We start from the raw sequence: 18,580 nt of genomic DNA on the forward strand, positions 1-18,580 counted from the left end.
TGCCGTCCGGCCGACGGTCGCCACACCCGCGGGCCCACGCACCTGCGTGACCGCACACCCGCGGAGATGCCCGCACGCCGTAACCTGCACGGATGCGACTGGAGGCCACGGACCTGGAGGTCGGCTACGCGTTCCCGGTCTGTCCGCCCGTGTCGTTCTCGGTGGGACCGGGCGAGGCGCTCGCGGTGGTCGGCGTCAACGGCACGGGGAAGTCGACCGTCCTGCGTACGGTGCTCGGCATGCTGCCTGCCCTCGGCGGCGAGGCCCGGATCGACGACGGGCTGCCGGACCCCCGCTCGGCCCGCCAGCGGGCGGCCGTCTCCCACGACCTGGGGGACGAGGTGTTCTTCCCCGGCCTGTCCGCCGCCGAGCACCTCGAGCTCACCGCGCTCGGGCACGGGGTCTCGGACCCCGGGACGCTGACGGCCGAGCTGCTGGCGGAGTTCGGGCTCGCCGAGCGCTCCCGGGCCGTGCCGGCCGCGCTGTCCTCCGGGCAGCGCCGCCGCCTGCTGCTCGCGGCGGCGTTCGCCCGGCCGCGCGAGCTCCTCGTCCTCGACGAGCCCGAGTCCCGGCTCGACACCGCGGCCCGGCACCGGGTGGCGGACCGGCTCGCCGACGAGCGCGAGGCCGGGCGGACGGTGCTCTTCGCCTCCCACGACCCGGCCACCGTGCAGCTCGCCGCCACCTCGGTGCTCGTGCTGTCCGACGACGGCGTGCGGCTCACCGACGCGGAGGACGGCGCCGACGTCGTGGCCGGCCTGTGACGACGCCCGCTCCCGGGGCCGGCCACCCGGCGCCCTGCCTCCCCGCGTCGGGCCCCGCGCCTGCGGGCCGTGCCGTGCGGCGCTGGACGGACCGGCGGCGCTCCCTGGGGGCGTCGACGACGCTCGCCGACACCCTGGCGGACGTCTACATGGGCGTCCTGGCAGCGGTGATTGCCCTGGCCTCCGCGCTCTACGCGGCCCGGGACGCCGGGGCGCTCTCGGCGGGCGCGGGAGGCGGCGCCGGGCGGATCGACGCCGGTTGGGTGTGGCTGCTCGCGCTGGCGGCCGCCCTGCTCTCGGTGGTCCGCTTCTCGCGCCGCCTGGGCCCGGTGGGGCTCGACCGCGAGCGGGTGCGGTGGTGGCTGCCGCTCCCGGTGGACCGGCTCTCGCTCATCGGTCCGGCGGCGTGGCGCTGGCCCGCCCTGGGGGCGGTCGTCGGCGGTGGGCTGGGTGCCGTCGCGGCGGCTGCCCTCGGCGGGCAGGACGTCGCCGCCGGGCCGGTCGCCTCCGCCGCCGCGCTCGCCGCCGCGCTCACCGGAGCGGCCTGCCTCGCCCTCGTCCCGGCCCAGGCCCGGGGGCCCGCCGCGCACGCCGACACCGCAGGCGAGGCCGACGGCGGTCCGAGTGGCGGTCACGCGTCCGCACCGGAGTCTCGCTTCCGACGCCGGGCCACGGGCCGGGCGGTCGAGGTCGCCACGGGCGGGGCTCTTCTCGTCGTCGTCGCGGGTGCGCTCGTGGTGCTCGTGGCGGCGCCTGACGTCCCGGCCCTGCCGCCGGTGCCCGTGCTGCTCGCCGTCGCCGGCCTCGGTCTCGCGGCGGCCGTGGTGGCCGGCGTGCTCGCGCGGAGCAGCGTCGCCCGGATCCCCGACGCCGAGCTCGCCCGCGGCGGAGGGGTCGCAGGATCCGCGGGGTTCGCGCTCACCACCCTCGACACCCGCACGCTCGGCGCCCTGGCCGTCGGAGAGGGCGCCACGGTCGTGCGTCGCCGGGCCGGATGGGGGCTGCTCGCCCGCCTGCCTCGCGCGGTCCGAGCGCCGGCGGCGCTCGTCGCGGCCGACGCTGTCGCCACCCTGCGGCGCCCCTCCCTTGCGCTCCGGCCCCTGCTCGCCGTGCTCGCGCTCGCGCTCGTCGCCGACGTCCGCGCGGCGCCGGGCTGGGTCCTGCCGGTCGCCGTCGGGGCGCTCGGCTACGTCTCGGCGTGCGCGAGCGCGACCGGCGCCCGCATCGCCCGCACCCACGAGGGGCTCGACGCGCACCTGCCGATGAGTGCCCGCGCGCACCGGGTGACCCGCCTCGTGTGGTCGTGGGTGGCGCTCGCGCCGTTCGTCGTCGGGGCCGCCGTGGTGGTCGGTACGCACGCGGGCGGCGGCCGCGGGCCGGTCCTCGACGTCCTGATGTGGGTCCCGGTCCTCGCCGCCGCAGCGCTCGGTTGGGCGGGCGCCGCACTGCGCTGGGCCTACCGCAAGGACGACACCGGCACCGGCCCGGTGGCCCCCTCCCCCATGGGGCCCGTCCCGGTCGGGTCGATCATGCTGCTCCTCACCGGACCGGACGTCGCCGTCGTCGCCTCCGTCGCGGTGGGGCTCGCGATCTGGGCGGGCACGCCGCTCGGCCTCCTCACCGCGGTCGCGCTCGCCGTCTCGCTCCTCGTGGCGGCGGTGGTGACCTCCCCGCCACCCCCGTACGAGCACTAGCTGCCCGTCCCAACGGTGACGAGTGAGCGCGGTTCTGCCCCGTGCGGTGCGGTGCGGTGACCCCGCGGAGCGCCGTCGCCGAGTCAGTGAGGTATGCGGCGAGTCAGCCCCCCCGTGGCCGCTGACCGGGCACCTACCCCGCTGCCTCACCGACCGGACCACGCTGCGGGCCGCACCGTTCCCGGCGAGCGCGCGCAGGCGCGACGCCGCTGTGCTCAACGCTAAGGCAATGGCGTTGAGCACGGAGCCCACGACTGCTCACGTCTTGTCGAGGTACTCGTCCTCGCCGTCGGCCAGCTCGATCGCGATCGCGTCCCTGAGACCGGGATGGCGCTCGAGGTCCGGGTCGTCCGCCACGAGCTCGCGCGCCGCGGACCGCGCGGCGGCGATGACGTCGGCGTCGCGTGCGAGGCGAAGGAGCCGCAGCCCGCTCGTGCGCCCGGACTGGGCGGTGCCGAGGACGTCACCCTCGCGGCGCATCGACAGGTCGGCCTCGGCGAGCGCGAAGCCGTCCGACGTCGACGCGAACACCTCGAGGCGCTCCCACGCGGGCGTCCCGGGCTCCGCGGCGCTGACGACGAGGCAGAGGCTGGGCCGCGAGCCGCGGCCCACCCGTCCGCGCAGCTGGTGCAGCTGGGACAGGCCGAACCGGTCGGCGTCGAGGACCACGATGATGCTCGCCTCGCTCACGTCCACACCGACCTCGACGACGGTCGTCGCCACGAGCACCGGCGTCGCCCCGGAGGCGAAGTCGGCCATCGCGGCCTCCTTGTCCTCGGCGGCCATCCGCCCGTGCAGGACACCGACCCGCACGCCGTCCAGCGCCTGCTCCGCGGCCAGTCGCGCCGAGGTCTCCTCGACCGACGCGGACGGGAGCGGGCGGGGTGCGTCGTCGGGCGCTGCGCCGGATGCCCCTTGGGCGGGCTCGTCGTCGTCACCGGCATCGATCCGGGGCACGACGACGTAGGCCCGCCCCCCGGCGTCGATCTCCTCGCGCACGCGCTCCCACACGCGTGCCATCCACCTCTCGTTGGCCGCCGGGACGAGCGTGGTGGCGATCGGCGAGCGCCCCGCGGGCAGCTCCCCCAGGACCGAGGTCTCCAGGTCACCGAAGACGGTCATCGCCACGGTCCGTGGGATCGGCGTCGCCGTCATGATCAGCTGGTGGGGCACGGCCTCGCCGCGCGTGCGCAGGGCGTCGCGCTGCTCGACCCCGAACTTGTGCTGCTCGTCGACGACGACGAGGCGCAGGAACGGGATCTGCACCGTGTCCGTGAGCAGCGCGTGCGTCCCGACGACGACGCCGGTCTCGCCCGAGGCCAGCCGGGCGAGCTCGTCGCGCCGCACGGCCGCGGGCTGGGAGCCGGTGAGCAGGCCGACCCGGGTGGCCGGCCCGTCGGGGGCGTCCAGCCGGCCGGCCCGCGCGAGCGGCCCCAGGAGCTCGGTGAGCGCGCGGTGGTGCTGCTGGGCGAGGACCTCGGTGGGGGCGAGCAGCGCCGCCTGCCCCCCGGCGTCGACGACCTGGAGCATGGCACGGGCGGCGACCACGGTCTTGCCCGATCCGACCTCGCCGTGCAGGAGTCGCTGCATCGGCGAGGTGCCGGCCAGGTCCTCGGCGACCGCGGCGCCGACCTCGTCCTGACCGCTGGTGAGCGTGAACGGCAGGGAGCGGTCGAAGGCGGCGAGCAGGCCGTCGTCGACCGGCGCGTTGGGCTCGGCCCCGTCCCCGGCGGCCACGGCCCGGCGCCGGGCGAGCGCCGTCTGGACGAGGAACGCCTCCTCGTGGCGGAGGGTGCGCGCGCCGGCGGCGACCTCCCGCTCGTCGGTCGGGTGGTGGATCGCGCGTAGCGCCGCGAGCGAGCCGAGCAACCCGTGCTCGGCTCGGTAGGCCTCGGGCAGCGGCTCCGGCAGGTCGCCCGGGCGCAGGGGGTCGAGGACCGAGCGCACGGTGCCGGCGACGACCCACGAGGGCAGACCGCGCGTGGCCGGGTAGATCGGCGTGGGGCGCAGGGCCTCCTCGGCGGCGAGCGCCTCGGCGGCCGCGCCCTCGGCGTCGGGCTCGAAGGTCTGGTAGTCGGGGTGGGTGAGCTGGAGCTCGTCGCGGAACACCGACACCTCGCCGGTGAACTGGCCGCGCACTCCCGCGCGGAGCCGTCGCGTGTGCATCCCGAATGAACGGGGGCTCGAGCCGAAGAACACGAGCGTGAGGAACGCCGAGCCGTCCGTGATCGTCACGACCAGGCGGGAGCCCCCGCGCCCGCCCGCGCGCGAGACCCGGGTCTCCGCGCCGACCACCTCGGCGACGACCGTCACCTGCTCACCGGGGTGCAGGTCGGCCAGCGAGGAGAGCCGGCCGGGCGCGACCCAGCGGAAGGGGTAGTGGCGCAGGAGGTCGCGCTGCGTGCGCACGCCGAGCCGGGCGAACTTGTCCGCGGCGGCCTTGCGCACGAGTCGGCCGACGGGGGCCTCGAGGCCGGCCGGGTCCGGGCCGCCCCGCTCGTCCGCAGCACTGGTCACGGGGCCAGGCTACGTCCGGCCACCGACGCCGCGACCTGCGTGTCCCCACCTCCGCCCGGACCTGCTCCTCCACAGCGCCTGCCTGCCCCGGGACCTGCGTGTCCGGGTCCGGCGACGTGGCGAGGTCTGTGTCTCAACGCACGCGACCGGGCGCCGCCGCCCCTTGGGGCCGCGGTAGCCACTCGGGTACGCTGTCCCGGTTGCCCGTCCGGCCCTCGGCCGTCGTATGGGCGTGCCGACCATCGGCCCGCGGCTCCCGTCGCGGCCGTCCCGTACGAGCTCAGGAGATCCACCGTGGCTGCGACCTGCGACATCTGTGGCAAGCACCCCAGCTTCGGCAAGACCGTGTCGCACTCGCACGTGCGCACGTCGCGCCGCTGGAACCCGAACATCCAGCGCATCCGCGCCAACATCGACGGTGCGCCCAAGCGCATGAACGTGTGCACGTCGTGCCTCAAGGCCGACAAGGTCACGCGCTACGTCAAGAGCTGACCCCCGCGCCGGCGCGCAGCCGGCCCCGCCGCGAAGGACCTCGCCCGTCGGGCGGGGTCCTTCGTCGTTCCCCCGGCGCGCGGGACCCGCGGCTACACGAAGTGGTCCCAGCCGCCGATCCCGCCCACGGGCCCGGAGTCGAGGAGCACGGACGCGCCGAGGCCGTCCACGGTCGGCGTCGGCGCCTCGATCCCGCTCACGTCGTCGAGCGCGCGCACCCGCCCGATGGCCCGAAAGCCCTCGGGCAGGGGCGCGCCGGCCGGGAAGGTGGCGAGCAGCCCGTGGTCCTCGCCGCCGCGCAGCACCCACTCCATGGGGTCGTTGCCCAGCTCGGCCGCCACGGGGCCGAGCGCGTCGAGGTCCGCCTCGCCGGCCGCACGGGAGTCGACGTCGACGACGACGCCGGAGGCCCGGGCGATCCGGCCGGCGTCCCGCAGCAGGCCGTCGGAGACGTCGATCATGGCGGTGGCGCCGGCCTCACGGGCCACGGGACCGAGGGCGATCGGCGGATCGGGGCTGAGGAAGGCCGCCACGAGCGCGTCGGTACCGTCGCCACCGGTCCGACCGGCGGACAGCAGCGCGTAGCCGGCGGCGGCCCGGCCGAGGACGCCGGCGTGCGCGAGGACGTCGCCGGGTCGGGCGCCGCTGCGCAGCACGGGCTCGCCGCCGCGCAGGTCGCCGTGCACCGCCACCGAGATCACGAGCCGCTCGGAGGCGGTGAGGTCCCCGCCGACGACGCCGACGCCGATCGGTCCGCAGGCCAGGGCCAGCCCGCGCGCGAGGTCGCGCACCCGGGCCAGCGGCGTGTCCCCCGGCAGCCCCAGCGAGACCACGAGGGCGAGCGGGTCGGCGCCCATGGCCGCGACGTCGGCGAGGTTCTGCGCGGCGGCCCGCCGCCCGACGTCGATGCCCGTGCCCCAGTCGGTGCGGAAGTGGTGGCCCTCGAGGAGCATGTCGGCGCTGACCACGAGCCGGGGGTCGCTGGAGGCGACGACGGCGCAGTCGTCGCCCGGGCCGACGAGCGTGCGGTCCCCGACCGGGAGCTCGGGGAGCAGGACGGCGAGCACCCCGTCCTCCCCGACGTCGCGCACGGTGGTGGCGTGCCCGCCCGGGTCGTCGGCGCTGGTGGCGTCGGTGTCGACGTGTGGCCCGGGGCTCGCGGGATCGGTGGTCACCCGGCCACGCTACCCAGGGCGGGACGTACCCTTCGGGCATGCCTCGCTGTCGCCCGCTCGCCCTGACGGCCACCGCGACCGCACTTCTCCTCGGCGCGTGCGGCACGCCCGTCTCCCTGGAGCCGGCGCCGTCGGCCGCCGCACCGGACTGCGGCGACGTCCTCCAGGCCACCCCCGACGTGCTGGCCGACGGCGAGCGCCGGTCCACCGACTCCCAGGCCTCCACGGCGTGGGGGGAGCCCGCGATCACGCTGCGCTGCGGGGTAGAACCACCGCCGCCGACCACGGCCGAGTGCCTGTCGATCGAACTGCCGGACGGCCGGGTGCACGACTGGATCCACACCGACGCCGGGGCGGTCCTCGAGGACGGTGCGCCGGAGGGCGTGGAGTCGAGCTGGGTGTCCTACGGTCGCCGGCCCGCGATCGAGGTGGTGGTTCCGGCGGAGCTGTCCGACCAGGCCTCCGCGGTCCTCGTCGACCTCGACGGCGCGGTCGAGGCCACGGAGCACGTGGCGAGCTGCGTGGGCGCGGCCGAGGTCGAGTCCGCCGAGGCGGGCTCCGCGGGTGCCCGGTCCGGCGAGACGGGCACCGGCGACACGGCCACCGACGACGCGGGCATCGACGAGACGGGCACCGACGACGGCCGGTGACCCGCCCGCGCGCGCCGCGCGCACGTGTCAGCGCAGACCGACGGGCCGCTCGAGCGCGAGAGCGATGAGCTCGTCGAGGAGCTCCGCGTAGGGCAGGCCCGTGGCCTCCCACACGACCGGGAACATGGAGAACGGCGTGAAGCCCGGCATCGTGTTGATCTCGTTGACGACGATCGTCTCGCCGTCGACGAAGAAGTCCACGCGGGCGAGCCCCTCGCAGCCGAGCGCCTCGAAGGCCCGGACCGCGAGCTCACGGACGCGGTCGGCCACGGTGCCCGGCAGGTCGGCGGGGACCGACATCTCCAGGCCGTCCGTGTCGACGTACTTCGCGTCGTAGTCGTAGAAGCCCGCGGGCGCCTCGGACAGGACGATCTCGCCGAGCAGGGAGGGCCGGGGCGCGTCGGTGCCGTGCCCGCCGAGGACGCCGCACTCGATCTCGCGCCCCGGGACGCCGGCCTCGACGACGACCTTCGGGTCGTGCCGCCGGGCCTCGGCCATCGCGGCGTCGAGGTCCGCGAGGTTCTCGACCTTGCTGATGCCGATCGAGGAGCCGGCGCGGGCCGGCTTGACGAAGAGCGGGAGCCCGAGGTCCGCGATCTCCGCGCGGACCGCCTCCTGCTCGGTCTCCCACCGACGCGCAGGCACCGACACGTACGGGCCGACCGGGAGTCCGCTCGCAGCCAGCATGGCCTTCATCGCGTCCTTGTCCATCCCTGCCGCCGAGGCGAGGACCCCGGAGCCGACGTAGGGCAGGTCCGCCATCTCGAGCAGCCCCTGGAGGGTCCCGTCCTCGCCGAACGGACCGTGCAGGAGAGGCAGGACGACGTCGACGCCACCGAGCGCGCGCAGGCCGTCCACCGCCACGGGGGCGTCGTCACCACCCGGCACGCCTCCCTGCGCGGCGGCGACCGCGTCCGGCTGGTCGGCGACGACGAGCTCACGACCGCCGTCGAGCCGGAGCAGGACGTCCGCGCCCTCGGTCACAGCCCCGTGCGCGGCGAGCTCGAGCGCCGCCGGGTCCGCCGGTCCCAGCACCCAGCGGCCCTCGCGGGTGATACCGACGGGCACGATCTCGTAACGATCCGGGTCGAGCGCACGCATCACACCGGCGGCCGTCGCGCAGCTGATCTCGTGCTCGCCGCTGCGCCCGCCGAACACCAGCGCGACGCGGATCCTGCGGTCTGTGGCCCGGCTCTCGATAGTCATCGCCCGAAGCCTAACGGCCGCCCGATCGCGTCTGTCCTGTGACCACGCCGTGACGGACGAGCGCCTGACGTGGGGCAGGATCGATGCCGACCCGGCGGGCCCCCGACCGCCCCCCTCCCGAGAACGAAGGAGAACACGTGCGCGCACGTCGCGCGGCAGCCGCTGCCGCCACCGCCGCCCTCCTCGCCACACTCGTCGCCTGCTCGTCCGAGGACGACCAGGGCACGGACGACAGCGCGAACGTCGACACCCCCTCCCAGCAGGCGCCCACGGCCGGCACCGACACCACCGAGGAGGCCCCCGGTGGGGCGGACGAGGAGTCCTCGACCACCGACGACGAGGCGGCCACCGGTGGCGACGAACCACCCGAGACGAGCACCGGGAACGGTGAGGCGGGGTCCGAGGACGGTGCCCAGGCGCCGGACGAGGGCGCGAGCGACGAGCAGGAGCCCGGCGGCACCGACGCGCAGTGGATCTCCCCCGGCAGCTCCGACGAGGGCGCCGGCGACCTGGCCGGCGGCCCGCTGCTGGCGGTGGACGTCCGATCCGCCATCCACCCGTACTACGACCGTGTGGTCGTGGACCTCGAGGGCGAGGGCGGCAACCCCGGCTGGTACGCGGACTACACGGGCGACCCGGTCCAGGACGGCTCCGGCGCGCCGATCGACATCGAGGGCAACGCGTTCCTCCACGTGTCGGTCACCGGCTTCCGGTACCCGGAGGAGGGTGAGGAGTTCGTCGACGGCGTGATCCCGGTCACCGGCACCGGTGTGACCGAGGCGTACGTGTCCTCCCCCTTCGAGGGGCAGATCCAGGTGGTGCTCGGCGTGGACTCGGCCCGCCCGTACCGCGTGTTCGTCCTGCCGGACCCGCTGCGACTGGTCATCGACATCGAGATCGCCGGCTGACCACCCCGAACCCCACCGGCCGGACCCGAGGACGGGTCCGGCCGGTCGGCATGTCGGGGCGTCGCCCCCCGCTCCGCCGGGACGTCGAGGGCGGGAACGAGCGGTCGCCTCAGCGTCCGCGCCGCCGCCGGGGGTGGGGGTCGCCGTCGACGCGGGTGTCCCACAGGCGGAGCGGCGGCGTCTCGCCGCGCACGACCCCGAGCATCGCGGCGAGCCGGTCCATGATCCGTGCCGTCGCCCCGGCGAGCTCGTCCGCGGTCAGGTCCGCACCCGGCGTCGCCCCCGGTGTGGGCCCCGCACCCGGTGCCGCCTCCGGGGCCGCAGGAGCGTCGGGCAGGAGGTCCTCGCGGGTCATCGGCCGCCCGACGACGACCTCGGCCGTCACCCGGGGCCAGGGCCGGAAGCGCGAGGTGAACGGGGGCAGGACACGCTGGCCGCCCCAGGTGACGACCGGCACGAGGGGGACGCCGGCCTCCAGCGCCAGTCGGGCAGCCCCGGTGCGTCCGGTCATCGGCCACAGGTCGGGGTCCCGCGTGAAGGACCCCTCGGGGAACACCAGGACGCACCGGCCGGACCTCAGCGCGGCCCGTGCGTCGTCGAGGGCCCGCGCGGCGTCGGCCGAGTCACGGCGCACCTCCACCTGGCCCGCGGCCCGCAGGATCGCCGCGAGCACCGGTCGGGCGAACAGCTCGGACTTGGCGAGGATCGCGGGCGGCGCACCGTGCGTGAGGAGGAGGTCGCCCACCAGCACCGGGTCGAGGTTGGAGACGTGGTTGGCGGCGACGACGAAACCGCCGGATCGCGGGAGGTTCCGGGTGCCGGACCAGCGGCGGCCGACCAGCGTGCGCAGCGGCGGCAGGAGGAGCGCCGCGATCGCGCCGAGCGCGGGCGGGACGGGTCGGGGCACCGGGCGATGCTACGCGGCGCGGATCAGATCCAGCCGTGCTCGCGGGCGCGGTGCGCCGCCTCGTGCCGGTTGGCCGCACCGAGCTTGCTGGTCGCCGAGGAGAGGTAGTTGCGCACCGTGCCGGCCGAGAGGTGCGCCCGTTCGGCGATCTCCTCGACGGGCGCCCCCTGTTCGGCGAGCTCGAGGACGTCGGCCTCCCGGGGCGTGAGCGGTGAGTCGCCCGCGCCGATGGCCTCGGCGGCCAGCTGGGGGTCGACGTAGCGGCCCCCGCCGTGGACCTGCCGCACGACCTGGCTGAGCACGGTCGAGGACACGGTCTTCGGCAGGAACCCGGCGACGCCGGCGGACAGCGCGCGCTTGAGGTAGCCGGGCCGTCCGTGGCTGGTGACGATGATCGACCGGCAGCCGGGCACGGCCGCCTGGATCTGTTCGGATGCCGCGATGCCGTCGAGGCCGGGCATCTGCAGGTCGAGGACGGCGACGTCGGGCTCGTGCTTGCGGGCGGCGTCGAGTGCCTCCGTGCCCGAGGCGGCGACGGCGACCACCTCGAGGTCGTCCTCGAGGCGCAGCAGCGAGGCCAGGGCGTCCCGGATGAGGGTCTCGTCGTCGGCGAGCAGGAGCCGGATCATCGCGCCACCTCCGCGGCGTTCGGGGACGACGGGGTAGCGGGGGACGACGCCGTCCCCACGGACGAGGACGCTGCAGGCGCGGCCGCCTCGGCGGGGCCGCCCGTCGTCTCCGCAGGCACGGTCGCCTCGGTGGGCGACGGCGCGCTCCCGGCGGTCGAGGAACCACCTCCGGTGGCATCGGCCGGCACGCGCGCGACGAGGACGAACCGGCGCCCCGAGCGCTCGGTGCGCAGGGTGCCGCCGATCCGCCCGAGGCGCTCGGCCAGGCCCGCGAGGCCGTTGCCGCGAACGACGGCGGCATCGTCGTCGTCGGAGGCCTCGCCGTTCTCGAGCCCGGCGTCCTGCGCGCCCGGCGCCGGGGTGGCGCCGTCGTTGACGAGCGTGAGGACCGCGTCGTCCTCCTCACGGACAAGGGTGAGCCCGACCGCGCGGGCCGAGGAGTGCCGGACGACGTTGGTCACGCCCTCGCGGACCACCCAGGCGAGCACGTCCTGCGCGAGGGGACCCACGCCGTCGGCGTCGCCGGTCATCGTCGTCACCGCGCCGGTGGAGCGCAGCAGCGAGCGGGCCCCCTCGAGCTCGTCGGTCAGGCTCACCGTGCGGTAGCCGGCGGCGACGGACCGGACCTCGGCGAGCGCCTCGTGGGCGAGGTCCCGCACGCTCGTCATCTCCTCGGGCGCCTCGCTCCTCCCCCGCCGGGCGAGCTCGGCGGCGAGCTCGGACTTCACGGCGATGGCGGACAGGGACCGGCCCACCGTGTCGTGCAGGTCGCGGGAGAACCGCAGGCGCTCCTCGGCGACCGCGAGGCGCCCCTCGACGTGCCGGGCCTGCTCGAGCCTGCGGACGACCTCGACCATCCAGGCCGACAGCCAGACCGAGGCGCCGAACCCGAGGATCACGAGGCCGTCGGCTACCGCCATGACGAGCAGGTCCCGCACGCCCATCTCTCTCATGAGCAGGTTGGTGAGGGCGCTGACGATCGCGGCCGGGACCACGGCGATCACGAGCTTCCGGAAGGTCCAGCGCGCGCCGTACGCGGCCACCCCCGCGGTGATCGCCACCAGGGCGAGGAACTCCGCGCTGCTGACCCACGAGTCCGAGCTCGGCACGACGAGCGCGGAGACGGCGACCAGGAGGACGGTCGAGGCGAGCAGGAGGACGAGCGTGGACGGCCTCGGCGTGCCGCGTCCGAGACGGACGGACCAGGACTCCCGCGCCGTGCGGGTGGCCGACCAGGTCTGCAGGGCGGCCGCCCCCACGACGACGACGACGGTCCAGGTCCGGGTGAGCGGGAGGCGTGCGTCGGAGTCTGCGACGGCGAGGTCCGCGGTGGACGCGCCCGCGACCCCCAGGGCGAAGAACGGGACGATCCACAGCAGGACCGCGATCGACCACCACGTGTACGCCTCGAACCGGGCGGCGTCGGTCGAGCTCCGCCAGCGATCCAGCACCCTCATCGTCGTCCTTCCTCCCGAGGCGGTCAGTCTTCCAGGCCGGGCCCGCCACCGTCGGCGGCGGGCCCGGCCCGGGGGCCGGCGTGGTGCCGGCTGCTGCGCGATGCCGGCCGCACCGGGTCAGCGGCGCGGTGCCGGCGGCGCCGGGTCAGCGGCGCGGCTCGAACGGCATCCTCCGCGAGACGACCGCCGCGAGCACCACGGCCCACACGGCGAGGACCGCGACGGGCCGCCCGGCCTCGGCGAAGGTCTGCGCGAGGGACAGGTCCTGGCCGGCGAGGGTCGTACCGCCGAACCCGATCGACACGAGCTCGGTGACCGGCAGCACCGGGAGGAGCTCGAGGACGGTCTGGGCCCGGTCGGGCAGCACGGACATCGGGACGAGGGCACCGGAGATCACGAGACCGACCAGCATCATCGGCATCGTCGTCAGCTGCGCCGACTCGGCGGTGCGGGTGACGATCGTCGTGACGTAGGACAGCAGGGCGAAGACGACGGCGCCGAGCAGGATCCCGACCACGGCGATCAGCGGGTTCGTCATCGCCGGCATCTCCATCCGCCAGATCACCACGCCGAGGACGACGACGACCTGTGCGAGGAAGACCGCGACGTTCGGGACGGCGAGCGCGGTCAGGACCTCCCAGGGGCGTGCCGTGCCGGAGACCTGCCGCTTGAGGGCGAGGGACTCGCGCCGGGCGACCGCCGCCGTCGTGAGGTTGTAGTAGATCGCCATGACGATGCCGAACACGACGAGCATCCCCAGCACGCGCACAGACATCGCGGGGCCCGCGGTCCCGGCGATGTCCTCCCAGATCGGGAGCGTCGTCATCAGCAGGACCATCGCCGGCGCCATGAGGACGGCGTAGAACGCGGCCACGGAGTTGCGGCCGAGGACCTTGAGCTCGGCGGCCGCGAGGGAGGCGATCCGGCCGAGCGGCCCGCTGCGCCGCGGGGTGGCGGGCGGCAGCTCGCGCCGCTGGGTCGAGCCGGCCGCCGGGGGCCGGCCTGCCACGTCGGGGGCGGTCGTGGTGGTCTGCTGCGTGGTCATGGGGTGCTCCTCAGCGATGTGGTGACGGTCGGTGGTGGGCCGCCCGCTCACGCGGCGGCCGCCTGGTCGAGCTCGGAGCCGGCGATCGCGAGGAAGACCTGCTCGAGCGACGCGTGCCGGGCGTCGAGGTTGTCGATCCGGACCCCGGCCTGCGCCGCCGCGGTCAGCAGCGCGGTGAGCGTGGCCTGGAGGTCGTGCGTCTCGAGGACGGTGCGTCCGGCCGCGGTGCTCGGCCGGGCCAGCAGGTGCGGCAGGCCCGCCACCGGCAGGTCCTCGGTCCCCGCCGTGGTGAAGGAGATCCGCTCCGGCTCGTCGGCGACGATCTGCGCGAGCGTGCCCTCGCGCACGATCTCGCCGCCGTGCATGATGGCGATCCGGTCGGCGAGCGACTCGGCCTCCTCGAGGTAGTGGGTGGTGAGGACCACGGTCGTCCCGCTCGCCAGCCGGGCGCGCACGATGTCCCACAGGACCGCGCGAGACTGCGGGTCGAGGCCGGCGGTGGGCTCGTCGAGGAACAGCAGCTCCGGGTCACCCATGAGGGCGAGCGCGAGGTCGAGCCGGCGGCGCTCGCCGCCGGACAGGGACGGGACGCGCACGTCGGCGCGGTGGTCGAGCTCGACCATCGACAGGGCGGCCTCCGGCCCGATGGAGCTCGGCAGCGTGCCGTGCCAGGAGCGCGCGGTGTCGGCCACCGTGAGCTCGGAGACGAACCCGCCCTCCTGGAGGAGGACACCCGTGCGGGGACGGATGCGCGCGCGGTCCGCGACGGGGTCGCCGTCGAGCACGCGGACGGTGCCGGCGCTGGCCCGACCGAGGCCCTCGAGGACCTCGAGCGTGGAGGTCTTGCCGGCGCCGTTGGTGCCGAGCAGGGCGAAGAGCTCGCCGCGGTGGACGGTGAGGTCGATGCCGCGCACCGCCTCGAAGCGCTCGGAACGGCTGCCGTAGGAACGGCGCAGGCCGACCGCCTCGATGACGGCGTCGGTCGCGGGCGCGGCGGAGTGACGGTCGGGTGCGGTGGAGGAGGTCGTCGGTGTCATGGCATCAACGATGCCGCCCGATCAGCGCCCCCTCACGTGCGTACGCGCACCGGTTCACCTGCTGCCGTCACGGCCGGGGCATGAGGTTTGTCATCGCCGTCGGACGTGCGGTTCGCGGCCGGGCGTGCGGTTCGCGGCCGGGCGTGCGGTTCGCCGTCGGACGCGACCGACGCCGGTGCGCGAAGGTGCGCACCGGCGTCGGGCAGGATCTGGCCACCACCGAGGTCGTGCCTGGAGCGTCGAGGTGGTGCGTCGGAAGCACGACCTCGCCACGTGAGGCACGACCTCGCCGGAGGTGGGTACCGGGCGCGCGGGCTCCCCGGCCGCGTCGTCAGTCGGTCATGCGGGCGGCGGCACCGAGCGCGGTGAGCTTGTCGAGGAAGTGCTCGTAGCCGCGGTTGATGAGGTCGATGCCGCGGACCCGGGAGGATCCCTCGGCCGCGAGCGCCGCGATGAGGTGGGAGAAGCCGCCGCGCAGGTCCGGCACGATGATCTCCGCCGCCTTCAGGGGCGTGCGGCCCGAGACCACGGCGGAGTGGTAGAAGTTGCGCTGGCCGAACCGGCACTGCGAGCCGCCGAGGCAGTCGCGGTAGACCTGGATCTCGGCGCCCATCCCGCGCAGCGCCTCGGTGAAGCCGAAGCGGTTCTCGTAGACGGTCTCGTGGACGATCGACAGGCCCTCGGCCTGGGTGAGTGCGACGACGAGGGGCTGCTGCCAGTCCGTCATGAAGCCGGGGTGCACGGCCGTCTCGAGGACGATGGGGTTGAGGGCTCCGCCGGGGTGCCAGAAGCGGATGCCGTCCTGGCGCACGTCGAACGCCCCGCCGACCTTCCGGAAGGTGTTGAGGAACGTCATCATCTCGGGCTGGGTCGCGCCCTTGACGACGATGTCGCCACCGGTCGCGAGCGCGGCGGATGCCCAGGAGGCGGCCTCGATGCGGTCGGAGATGCCGTGGTGCCTAAAGCCCTCGAGCCGGTCGACGCCCTCGATGCGGATCGTGCGGTCGGTGTCGACCGAGATGATCGCGCCCATCTTCTGCAGGACGGCGATGAGGTCCATGATCTCGGGCTCGGTCGCGGCGCCGCGCAGCTCGGTGCGCCCCTCGGCGCGCACCGCCGTGAGCAGCGTCTGCTCCGTGGCCCCGACCGACGGGTAGGGCAGGTCGATGACCGAGCCGCGGAGCCCGCGCGGCGCGGTGAGCGCGATGCCGGAGGGCTGCTTGTCCACCACGGCCCCGAACTCCCGCAGGATGTCGAGGTGGTAGTTGATCGGGCGGTCGCCGATGCGGCAGCCGCCCAGGTCGGGGATGAACGCCTCCCCGAGGCGGTGCAGGAGCGGGCCGCAGAAGAGGATCGGGATGCGTGAGGAGCCGGCGTGCGCGTCGATGTCGGCGACGTGGGCGGACTCCACGTTGCTCGGGTCCATGTGCAGGACGCCGGCCTCGTGGTCGTGCTGGATGCCCACCCCGTGGATGCTCAACAGGCCGGAGACGACCTCGACGTCCCGGATGTCGGGGACGTTGTGCAGCTCCGACGGCGACTCGCCCAGCAGGGCCGCCACCATCGCCTTGGAGACGAAGTTCTTCGCGCCCCGGACGGTGATCTCCCCGGTCAGCGGGCGTCCGCCCTCGATCGTCAGGACGTCGTTCTTCGTGAGCACGTCGCTCATCGAGCCTCCGCTCGTTTGCCGCCCGGCGGACCCCGGACTCAGGTCACCCCGTCGGTTCCCCGGGGCCGTGGCCGCGCACCAGGCGGTGCGTGACGGCGTTCAGGATACGTCCGGGCGCCGCCGGGCGCGGTGAGCGTGCTCACCGGTGCGTCAGCGGGAGAGACCTCTCACGCCGGGTTCATCGACGACCGGGGATCGCGCTCGGTCGGCGCGCCGTGCTGTCGGCGCGCCGTGCTGTCGGCGCGCCCCGTGCGTCGCCGCGCCGCACGCGACCTGCCGTTCTGCACGGCCCCCGCACTCAGCCGAGCGCGGCCTCCTCGCCCACCGGGCGGGCCAGCGTGACCTCGCCCGGGCCGAGGGTGCGCGCCGGGAGCGTCTTCGGGCGCCAGTCGGCGCGGGTCTGCTCGTAGGCGGTGATGCTGTCCTCCTTCTGGAGGGTGAGGCCGATGTCGTCCAGGCCCTCCATCAGGCGCCAGCGCGTGTAGTCGTCGATCTGGAACGGCACCGTGACATCGCCGGCGGTGACGATCCGCGCCTCGAGGTCCACGGTCACGGCGGTGCCGGGGTCGCCCTCGAGGACCTTGAACAGCAGCTCGGCGTCCTCCTCGGACAGCTGACCGGCGACGAGCCCCTGCTTGCCGGAGTTGCCGCGGAAGATGTCGGCGAACTTCGTCGACAGGACGACCCGGAACCCGTAGTCCTTCAGTGCCCACACGGCGTGCTCGCGCGAGGAGCCGGTGCCGAAGTCCGGGCCGGCCAGGAGCACCGAGGCGCCCGCGTAGGCCGGCTGGTTGAGGACGAAGTCCGGGTCGCCGCGCCAGGCGGCGAACAGGGCGTCCTCGAAGCCCGTGCGGGTCACGCGCTTGAGGTAGACGGCCGGGATGATCTGGTCGGTGTCGACGTTGCTGCGCCGCAGCGGGACGCCGACGCCGGTGTGGGTGGTGAACTTCTCCATGGCGTGCTCCTCCTCAGACCCCGGCCGCGACGGGCTCGGGGGCGCCGACCGGCTCCAGGTCGGCCGGCGTGGACAGGGTGCCGCGGATCGCCGTGGCGGCGGCCACGAGCGGCGAGACCAGGTGCGTGCGGCCGCCCTTGCCCTGGCGTCCCTCGAAGTTGCGGTTCGACGTCGACGCCGCCCGCTCCCCCGGCGCCAGCTGGTCGGGGTTCATGCCCAGGCACATCGAGCAGCCCGCGTTGCGCCACTCGGCGCCGAACTCGGCGAAGACCTCGTCCAGGCCCTCCGCCTCGGCCTGCAGCCGCACCCGGGCCGAGCCCGGGACCACGAGCACGCGGACGTCCTCGGCCTTCTTCCGGCCCTTGATCACCTCGACGACGGACCGCAGGTCCTCGATCCGCCCGTTGGTGCACGAGCCGATGAACACCGTGTCGACGGCGATGTCCCGCAGCGGCGTGCCGGGGGTCAGCGCCATGTACTCCAGGGCGCGCTCGGCGGCCTTGCGGGAGTTCTCGTCGGCGATGTCCGTGGGGTCCGGGACGGCGCCGGAGATCGGCAGGCCCTGGCCCGGGTTGGTGCCCCACGTGACGAACGGCTCCAGGTCGTCCGCGTCGAGCGTGACCTCGGCGTCGAACACAGCGTCGTCGTCGGTGCGCAGGGTGCGCCAGTGCTCGACCGCCGCGTCCCAGTCCGCGCCCTGGGGCGCGTGCGGGCGGCCCTTGACGTACTCGAAGGTGGTCTCGTCGGGCGCGATCATGCCCGCGCGGGCGCCGGCCTCGATGGACATGTTGCAGATCGTCATCCGCGCCTCCATCGACAGGGAGCGGATGGCCTCGCCGCGGTATTCCAGGACGTACCCCTGCCCGCCACCGGTGCCGATCTTGGCGATGACGGCCAGGATGATGTCCTTCGACGTCGTGCCGGGGCGCAGCTCGCCCTCGACGTTGATCGCCATCGTCTTGAACGGCGCCAGCGGCAGGGTCTGGGTGGCGAGGACGTGCTCGACCTCGGAGGTGCCGATGCCGAACGCGAGGGCGCCGAAGGCACCGTGCGTCGAGGTGTGCGAGTCGCCGCAGACCACGGTCATGCCGGGCATCGTCAGGCCCAGCTGGGGGCCGACGACGTGCACGATCCCCTGCTCGGCATCCCCCAGCGAGTGGATGCGGACCCCGAACTCCTCGGCGTTCGCCCGCAGCGTGTCGATCTGCTTGCGCGAGGTGCGGTCGGCGATCGGCAGGTCGATGTTCACCGTGGGCGTGTTGTGGTCCTCGGTGGCGATCGTCAGGTCCGGCCTGCGCACCTGGCGACCGGCGAGCCGCAGGCCCTCGAACGCCTGCGGGCTGGTCACCTCGTGCACGAGGTGCAGGTCGATGTAGAGAAGGTCGGGGGCGCCGTCGTCACCACGCGCCACCACGTGCTCCTGCCATACCTTCTCGGCGAGCGTCCCGCTCATCGATTGCTCCTTCGTCCGGTCC

The 18,580-nt window shown here is 75.1% G+C and carries 16 protein-coding genes; 5 read left to right on the plus strand and 11 right to left on the minus strand.

Features of this window, described 5'->3' with window-relative positions; all coding sequences use genetic code 11:
* Positions 1 to 92: 92 nt before the first annotated feature.
* Together AC24HA_RS13755 and AC24HA_RS13760 are read left to right on the plus strand one after the other, a co-directional pair.
* The gene (locus AC24HA_RS13755) at positions 93 to 764 is read left to right on the plus strand and encodes an ABC transporter ATP-binding protein (protein WP_425708416.1); all 672 of its coding nucleotides are present in this window, start codon (positions 93 to 95) and stop codon (positions 762 to 764) included.
* Between the two features lie 74 nt (positions 765 to 838).
* Positions 839 to 2,458 (plus strand): DUF6297 family protein, encoded by a 1,620-nt coding sequence (locus tag AC24HA_RS13760; RefSeq protein ID WP_425708417.1) that lies wholly within the window; start codon positions 839 to 841, stop codon positions 2,456 to 2,458.
* Between the two features lie 258 nt (positions 2,459 to 2,716).
* Here the strand turns inward: AC24HA_RS13760 and AC24HA_RS13765 are convergent, their stop codons facing one another.
* Positions 2,717 to 4,975: an ATP-dependent DNA helicase RecG gene (locus AC24HA_RS13765; protein WP_425708418.1), complete on the minus strand. Its 2,259-nt coding sequence runs from the start codon at positions 4,973 to 4,975 to the stop codon at positions 2,717 to 2,719.
* Between the two features lie 294 nt (positions 4,976 to 5,269).
* On the opposite strand from AC24HA_RS13765, the gene rpmB reads away from it, so the two are divergent.
* A complete protein-coding gene (gene rpmB / locus AC24HA_RS13770; RefSeq protein WP_425708419.1) occupies positions 5,270 to 5,467 on the plus strand; it encodes a 50S ribosomal protein L28 in 198 nt (65 codons plus the stop codon).
* Positions 5,468 to 5,559: 92 nt separating this feature from the next.
* Here rpmB and AC24HA_RS13775 read toward each other — a convergent pair whose 3' ends face one another.
* Positions 5,560 to 6,642: a thiamine-phosphate kinase gene (locus AC24HA_RS13775; protein ID WP_425708420.1), complete on the minus strand. Its 1,083-nt coding sequence runs from the start codon at positions 6,640 to 6,642 to the stop codon at positions 5,560 to 5,562.
* Between the two features lie 38 nt (positions 6,643 to 6,680).
* Between AC24HA_RS13775 and AC24HA_RS13780 the strand changes: the two genes are divergently transcribed.
* A complete protein-coding gene (locus AC24HA_RS13780) occupies positions 6,681 to 7,292 on the plus strand; it encodes a DUF3515 family protein (protein WP_425708421.1) in 612 nt (203 codons plus the stop codon).
* A 27-nt stretch (positions 7,293 to 7,319) separates the two neighbouring features.
* Here AC24HA_RS13780 and AC24HA_RS13785 read toward each other — a convergent pair whose 3' ends face one another.
* Positions 7,320 to 8,498, minus strand: coding sequence for a D-alanine--D-alanine ligase family protein (locus tag AC24HA_RS13785; protein WP_425708422.1), 1,179 nt, complete (start codon positions 8,496 to 8,498; stop codon positions 7,320 to 7,322).
* Positions 8,499 to 8,635: 137 nt separating this feature from the next.
* Between AC24HA_RS13785 and AC24HA_RS13790 the strand changes: the two genes are divergently transcribed.
* Positions 8,636 to 9,406 (plus strand): AMIN-like domain-containing (lipo)protein, encoded by a 771-nt coding sequence (locus tag AC24HA_RS13790; RefSeq protein ID WP_425708423.1) that lies wholly within the window; start codon positions 8,636 to 8,638, stop codon positions 9,404 to 9,406.
* Positions 9,407 to 9,515: 109 nt separating this feature from the next.
* Here the strand turns inward: AC24HA_RS13790 and AC24HA_RS13795 are convergent, their stop codons facing one another.
* The 8 genes from AC24HA_RS13795 to leuC all read right to left on the minus strand — a co-directional run bounded on the left by AC24HA_RS13795 (position 9,516) and on the right by leuC (position 18,558).
* Positions 9,516 to 10,313: a lysophospholipid acyltransferase family protein gene (locus tag AC24HA_RS13795; protein WP_425708424.1), complete on the minus strand. Its 798-nt coding sequence runs from the start codon at positions 10,311 to 10,313 to the stop codon at positions 9,516 to 9,518.
* Between the two features lie 23 nt (positions 10,314 to 10,336).
* Positions 10,337 to 10,942 carry a response regulator transcription factor gene (locus AC24HA_RS13800; protein ID WP_425708425.1) on the minus strand — a complete coding sequence of 202 codons (606 nt, stop codon included), beginning with the start codon at positions 10,940 to 10,942 and terminating at the stop codon, positions 10,337 to 10,339.
* Positions 10,939 to 12,399 carry a sensor histidine kinase gene (locus AC24HA_RS13805; protein WP_425708426.1) on the minus strand — a complete coding sequence of 487 codons (1,461 nt, stop codon included), beginning with the start codon at positions 12,397 to 12,399 and terminating at the stop codon, positions 10,939 to 10,941. The genes AC24HA_RS13800 and AC24HA_RS13805 overlap by 4 nt, the downstream gene beginning before the upstream one ends.
* Before the next feature lie 145 nt (positions 12,400 to 12,544).
* On the minus strand, positions 12,545 to 13,444 hold the full coding sequence (locus tag AC24HA_RS13810; RefSeq protein WP_425708427.1) for an ABC transporter permease: 900 nt from the start codon (positions 13,442 to 13,444) through the stop codon (positions 12,545 to 12,547).
* A gap of 47 nt (positions 13,445 to 13,491) precedes the next feature.
* Positions 13,492 to 14,481, minus strand: coding sequence for an ABC transporter ATP-binding protein (locus AC24HA_RS13815; RefSeq protein ID WP_425708428.1), 990 nt, complete (start codon positions 14,479 to 14,481; stop codon positions 13,492 to 13,494).
* Positions 14,482 to 14,812: 331 nt separating this feature from the next.
* The gene (gene murA / locus AC24HA_RS13820; protein WP_425708429.1) at positions 14,813 to 16,150 is read right to left on the minus strand and encodes a UDP-N-acetylglucosamine 1-carboxyvinyltransferase; all 1,338 of its coding nucleotides are present in this window, start codon (positions 16,148 to 16,150) and stop codon (positions 14,813 to 14,815) included.
* A gap of 298 nt (positions 16,151 to 16,448) precedes the next feature.
* The gene (leuD, locus tag AC24HA_RS13825) at positions 16,449 to 17,105 is read right to left on the minus strand and encodes a 3-isopropylmalate dehydratase small subunit (protein ID WP_425708430.1); all 657 of its coding nucleotides are present in this window, start codon (positions 17,103 to 17,105) and stop codon (positions 16,449 to 16,451) included.
* A gap of 13 nt (positions 17,106 to 17,118) precedes the next feature.
* Positions 17,119 to 18,558: a 3-isopropylmalate dehydratase large subunit gene (leuC, locus tag AC24HA_RS13830; RefSeq protein WP_425708431.1), complete on the minus strand. Its 1,440-nt coding sequence runs from the start codon at positions 18,556 to 18,558 to the stop codon at positions 17,119 to 17,121.
* Positions 18,559 to 18,580 lie beyond the last annotated feature (22 nt).

The organism is Georgenia sp. Z1491, from assembly GCF_057652395.1.

Coding starts and splice junctions, on each gene's coding strand:
- leuC (WP_425708431.1), bottom strand. CDS start 18,558: ATGAGCGGGACGCTCGCCGAGAAGGTATGGCAGGAGCACGTGGTGGCG.
- AC24HA_RS13785 (WP_425708422.1), bottom strand. CDS start 8,498: ATGACTATCGAGAGCCGGGCCACAGACCGCAGGATCCGCGTCGCGCTG.
- AC24HA_RS13815 (WP_425708428.1), bottom strand. CDS start 14,481: ATGACACCGACGACCTCCTCCACCGCACCCGACCGTCACTCCGCCGCG.
- AC24HA_RS13805 (WP_425708426.1), bottom strand. CDS start 12,399: ATGAGGGTGCTGGATCGCTGGCGGAGCTCGACCGACGCCGCCCGGTTC.
- AC24HA_RS13800 (WP_425708425.1), bottom strand. CDS start 10,942: ATGATCCGGCTCCTGCTCGCCGACGACGAGACCCTCATCCGGGACGCC.
- AC24HA_RS13780 (WP_425708421.1), top strand. CDS start 6,681: ATGCCTCGCTGTCGCCCGCTCGCCCTGACGGCCACCGCGACCGCACTT.
- leuD (WP_425708430.1), bottom strand. CDS start 17,105: ATGGAGAAGTTCACCACCCACACCGGCGTCGGCGTCCCGCTGCGGCGC.
- murA (WP_425708429.1), bottom strand. CDS start 16,150: ATGAGCGACGTGCTCACGAAGAACGACGTCCTGACGATCGAGGGCGGA.
- AC24HA_RS13755 (WP_425708416.1), top strand. CDS start 93: ATGCGACTGGAGGCCACGGACCTGGAGGTCGGCTACGCGTTCCCGGTC.
- AC24HA_RS13810 (WP_425708427.1), bottom strand. CDS start 13,444: ATGACCACGCAGCAGACCACCACGACCGCCCCCGACGTGGCAGGCCGG.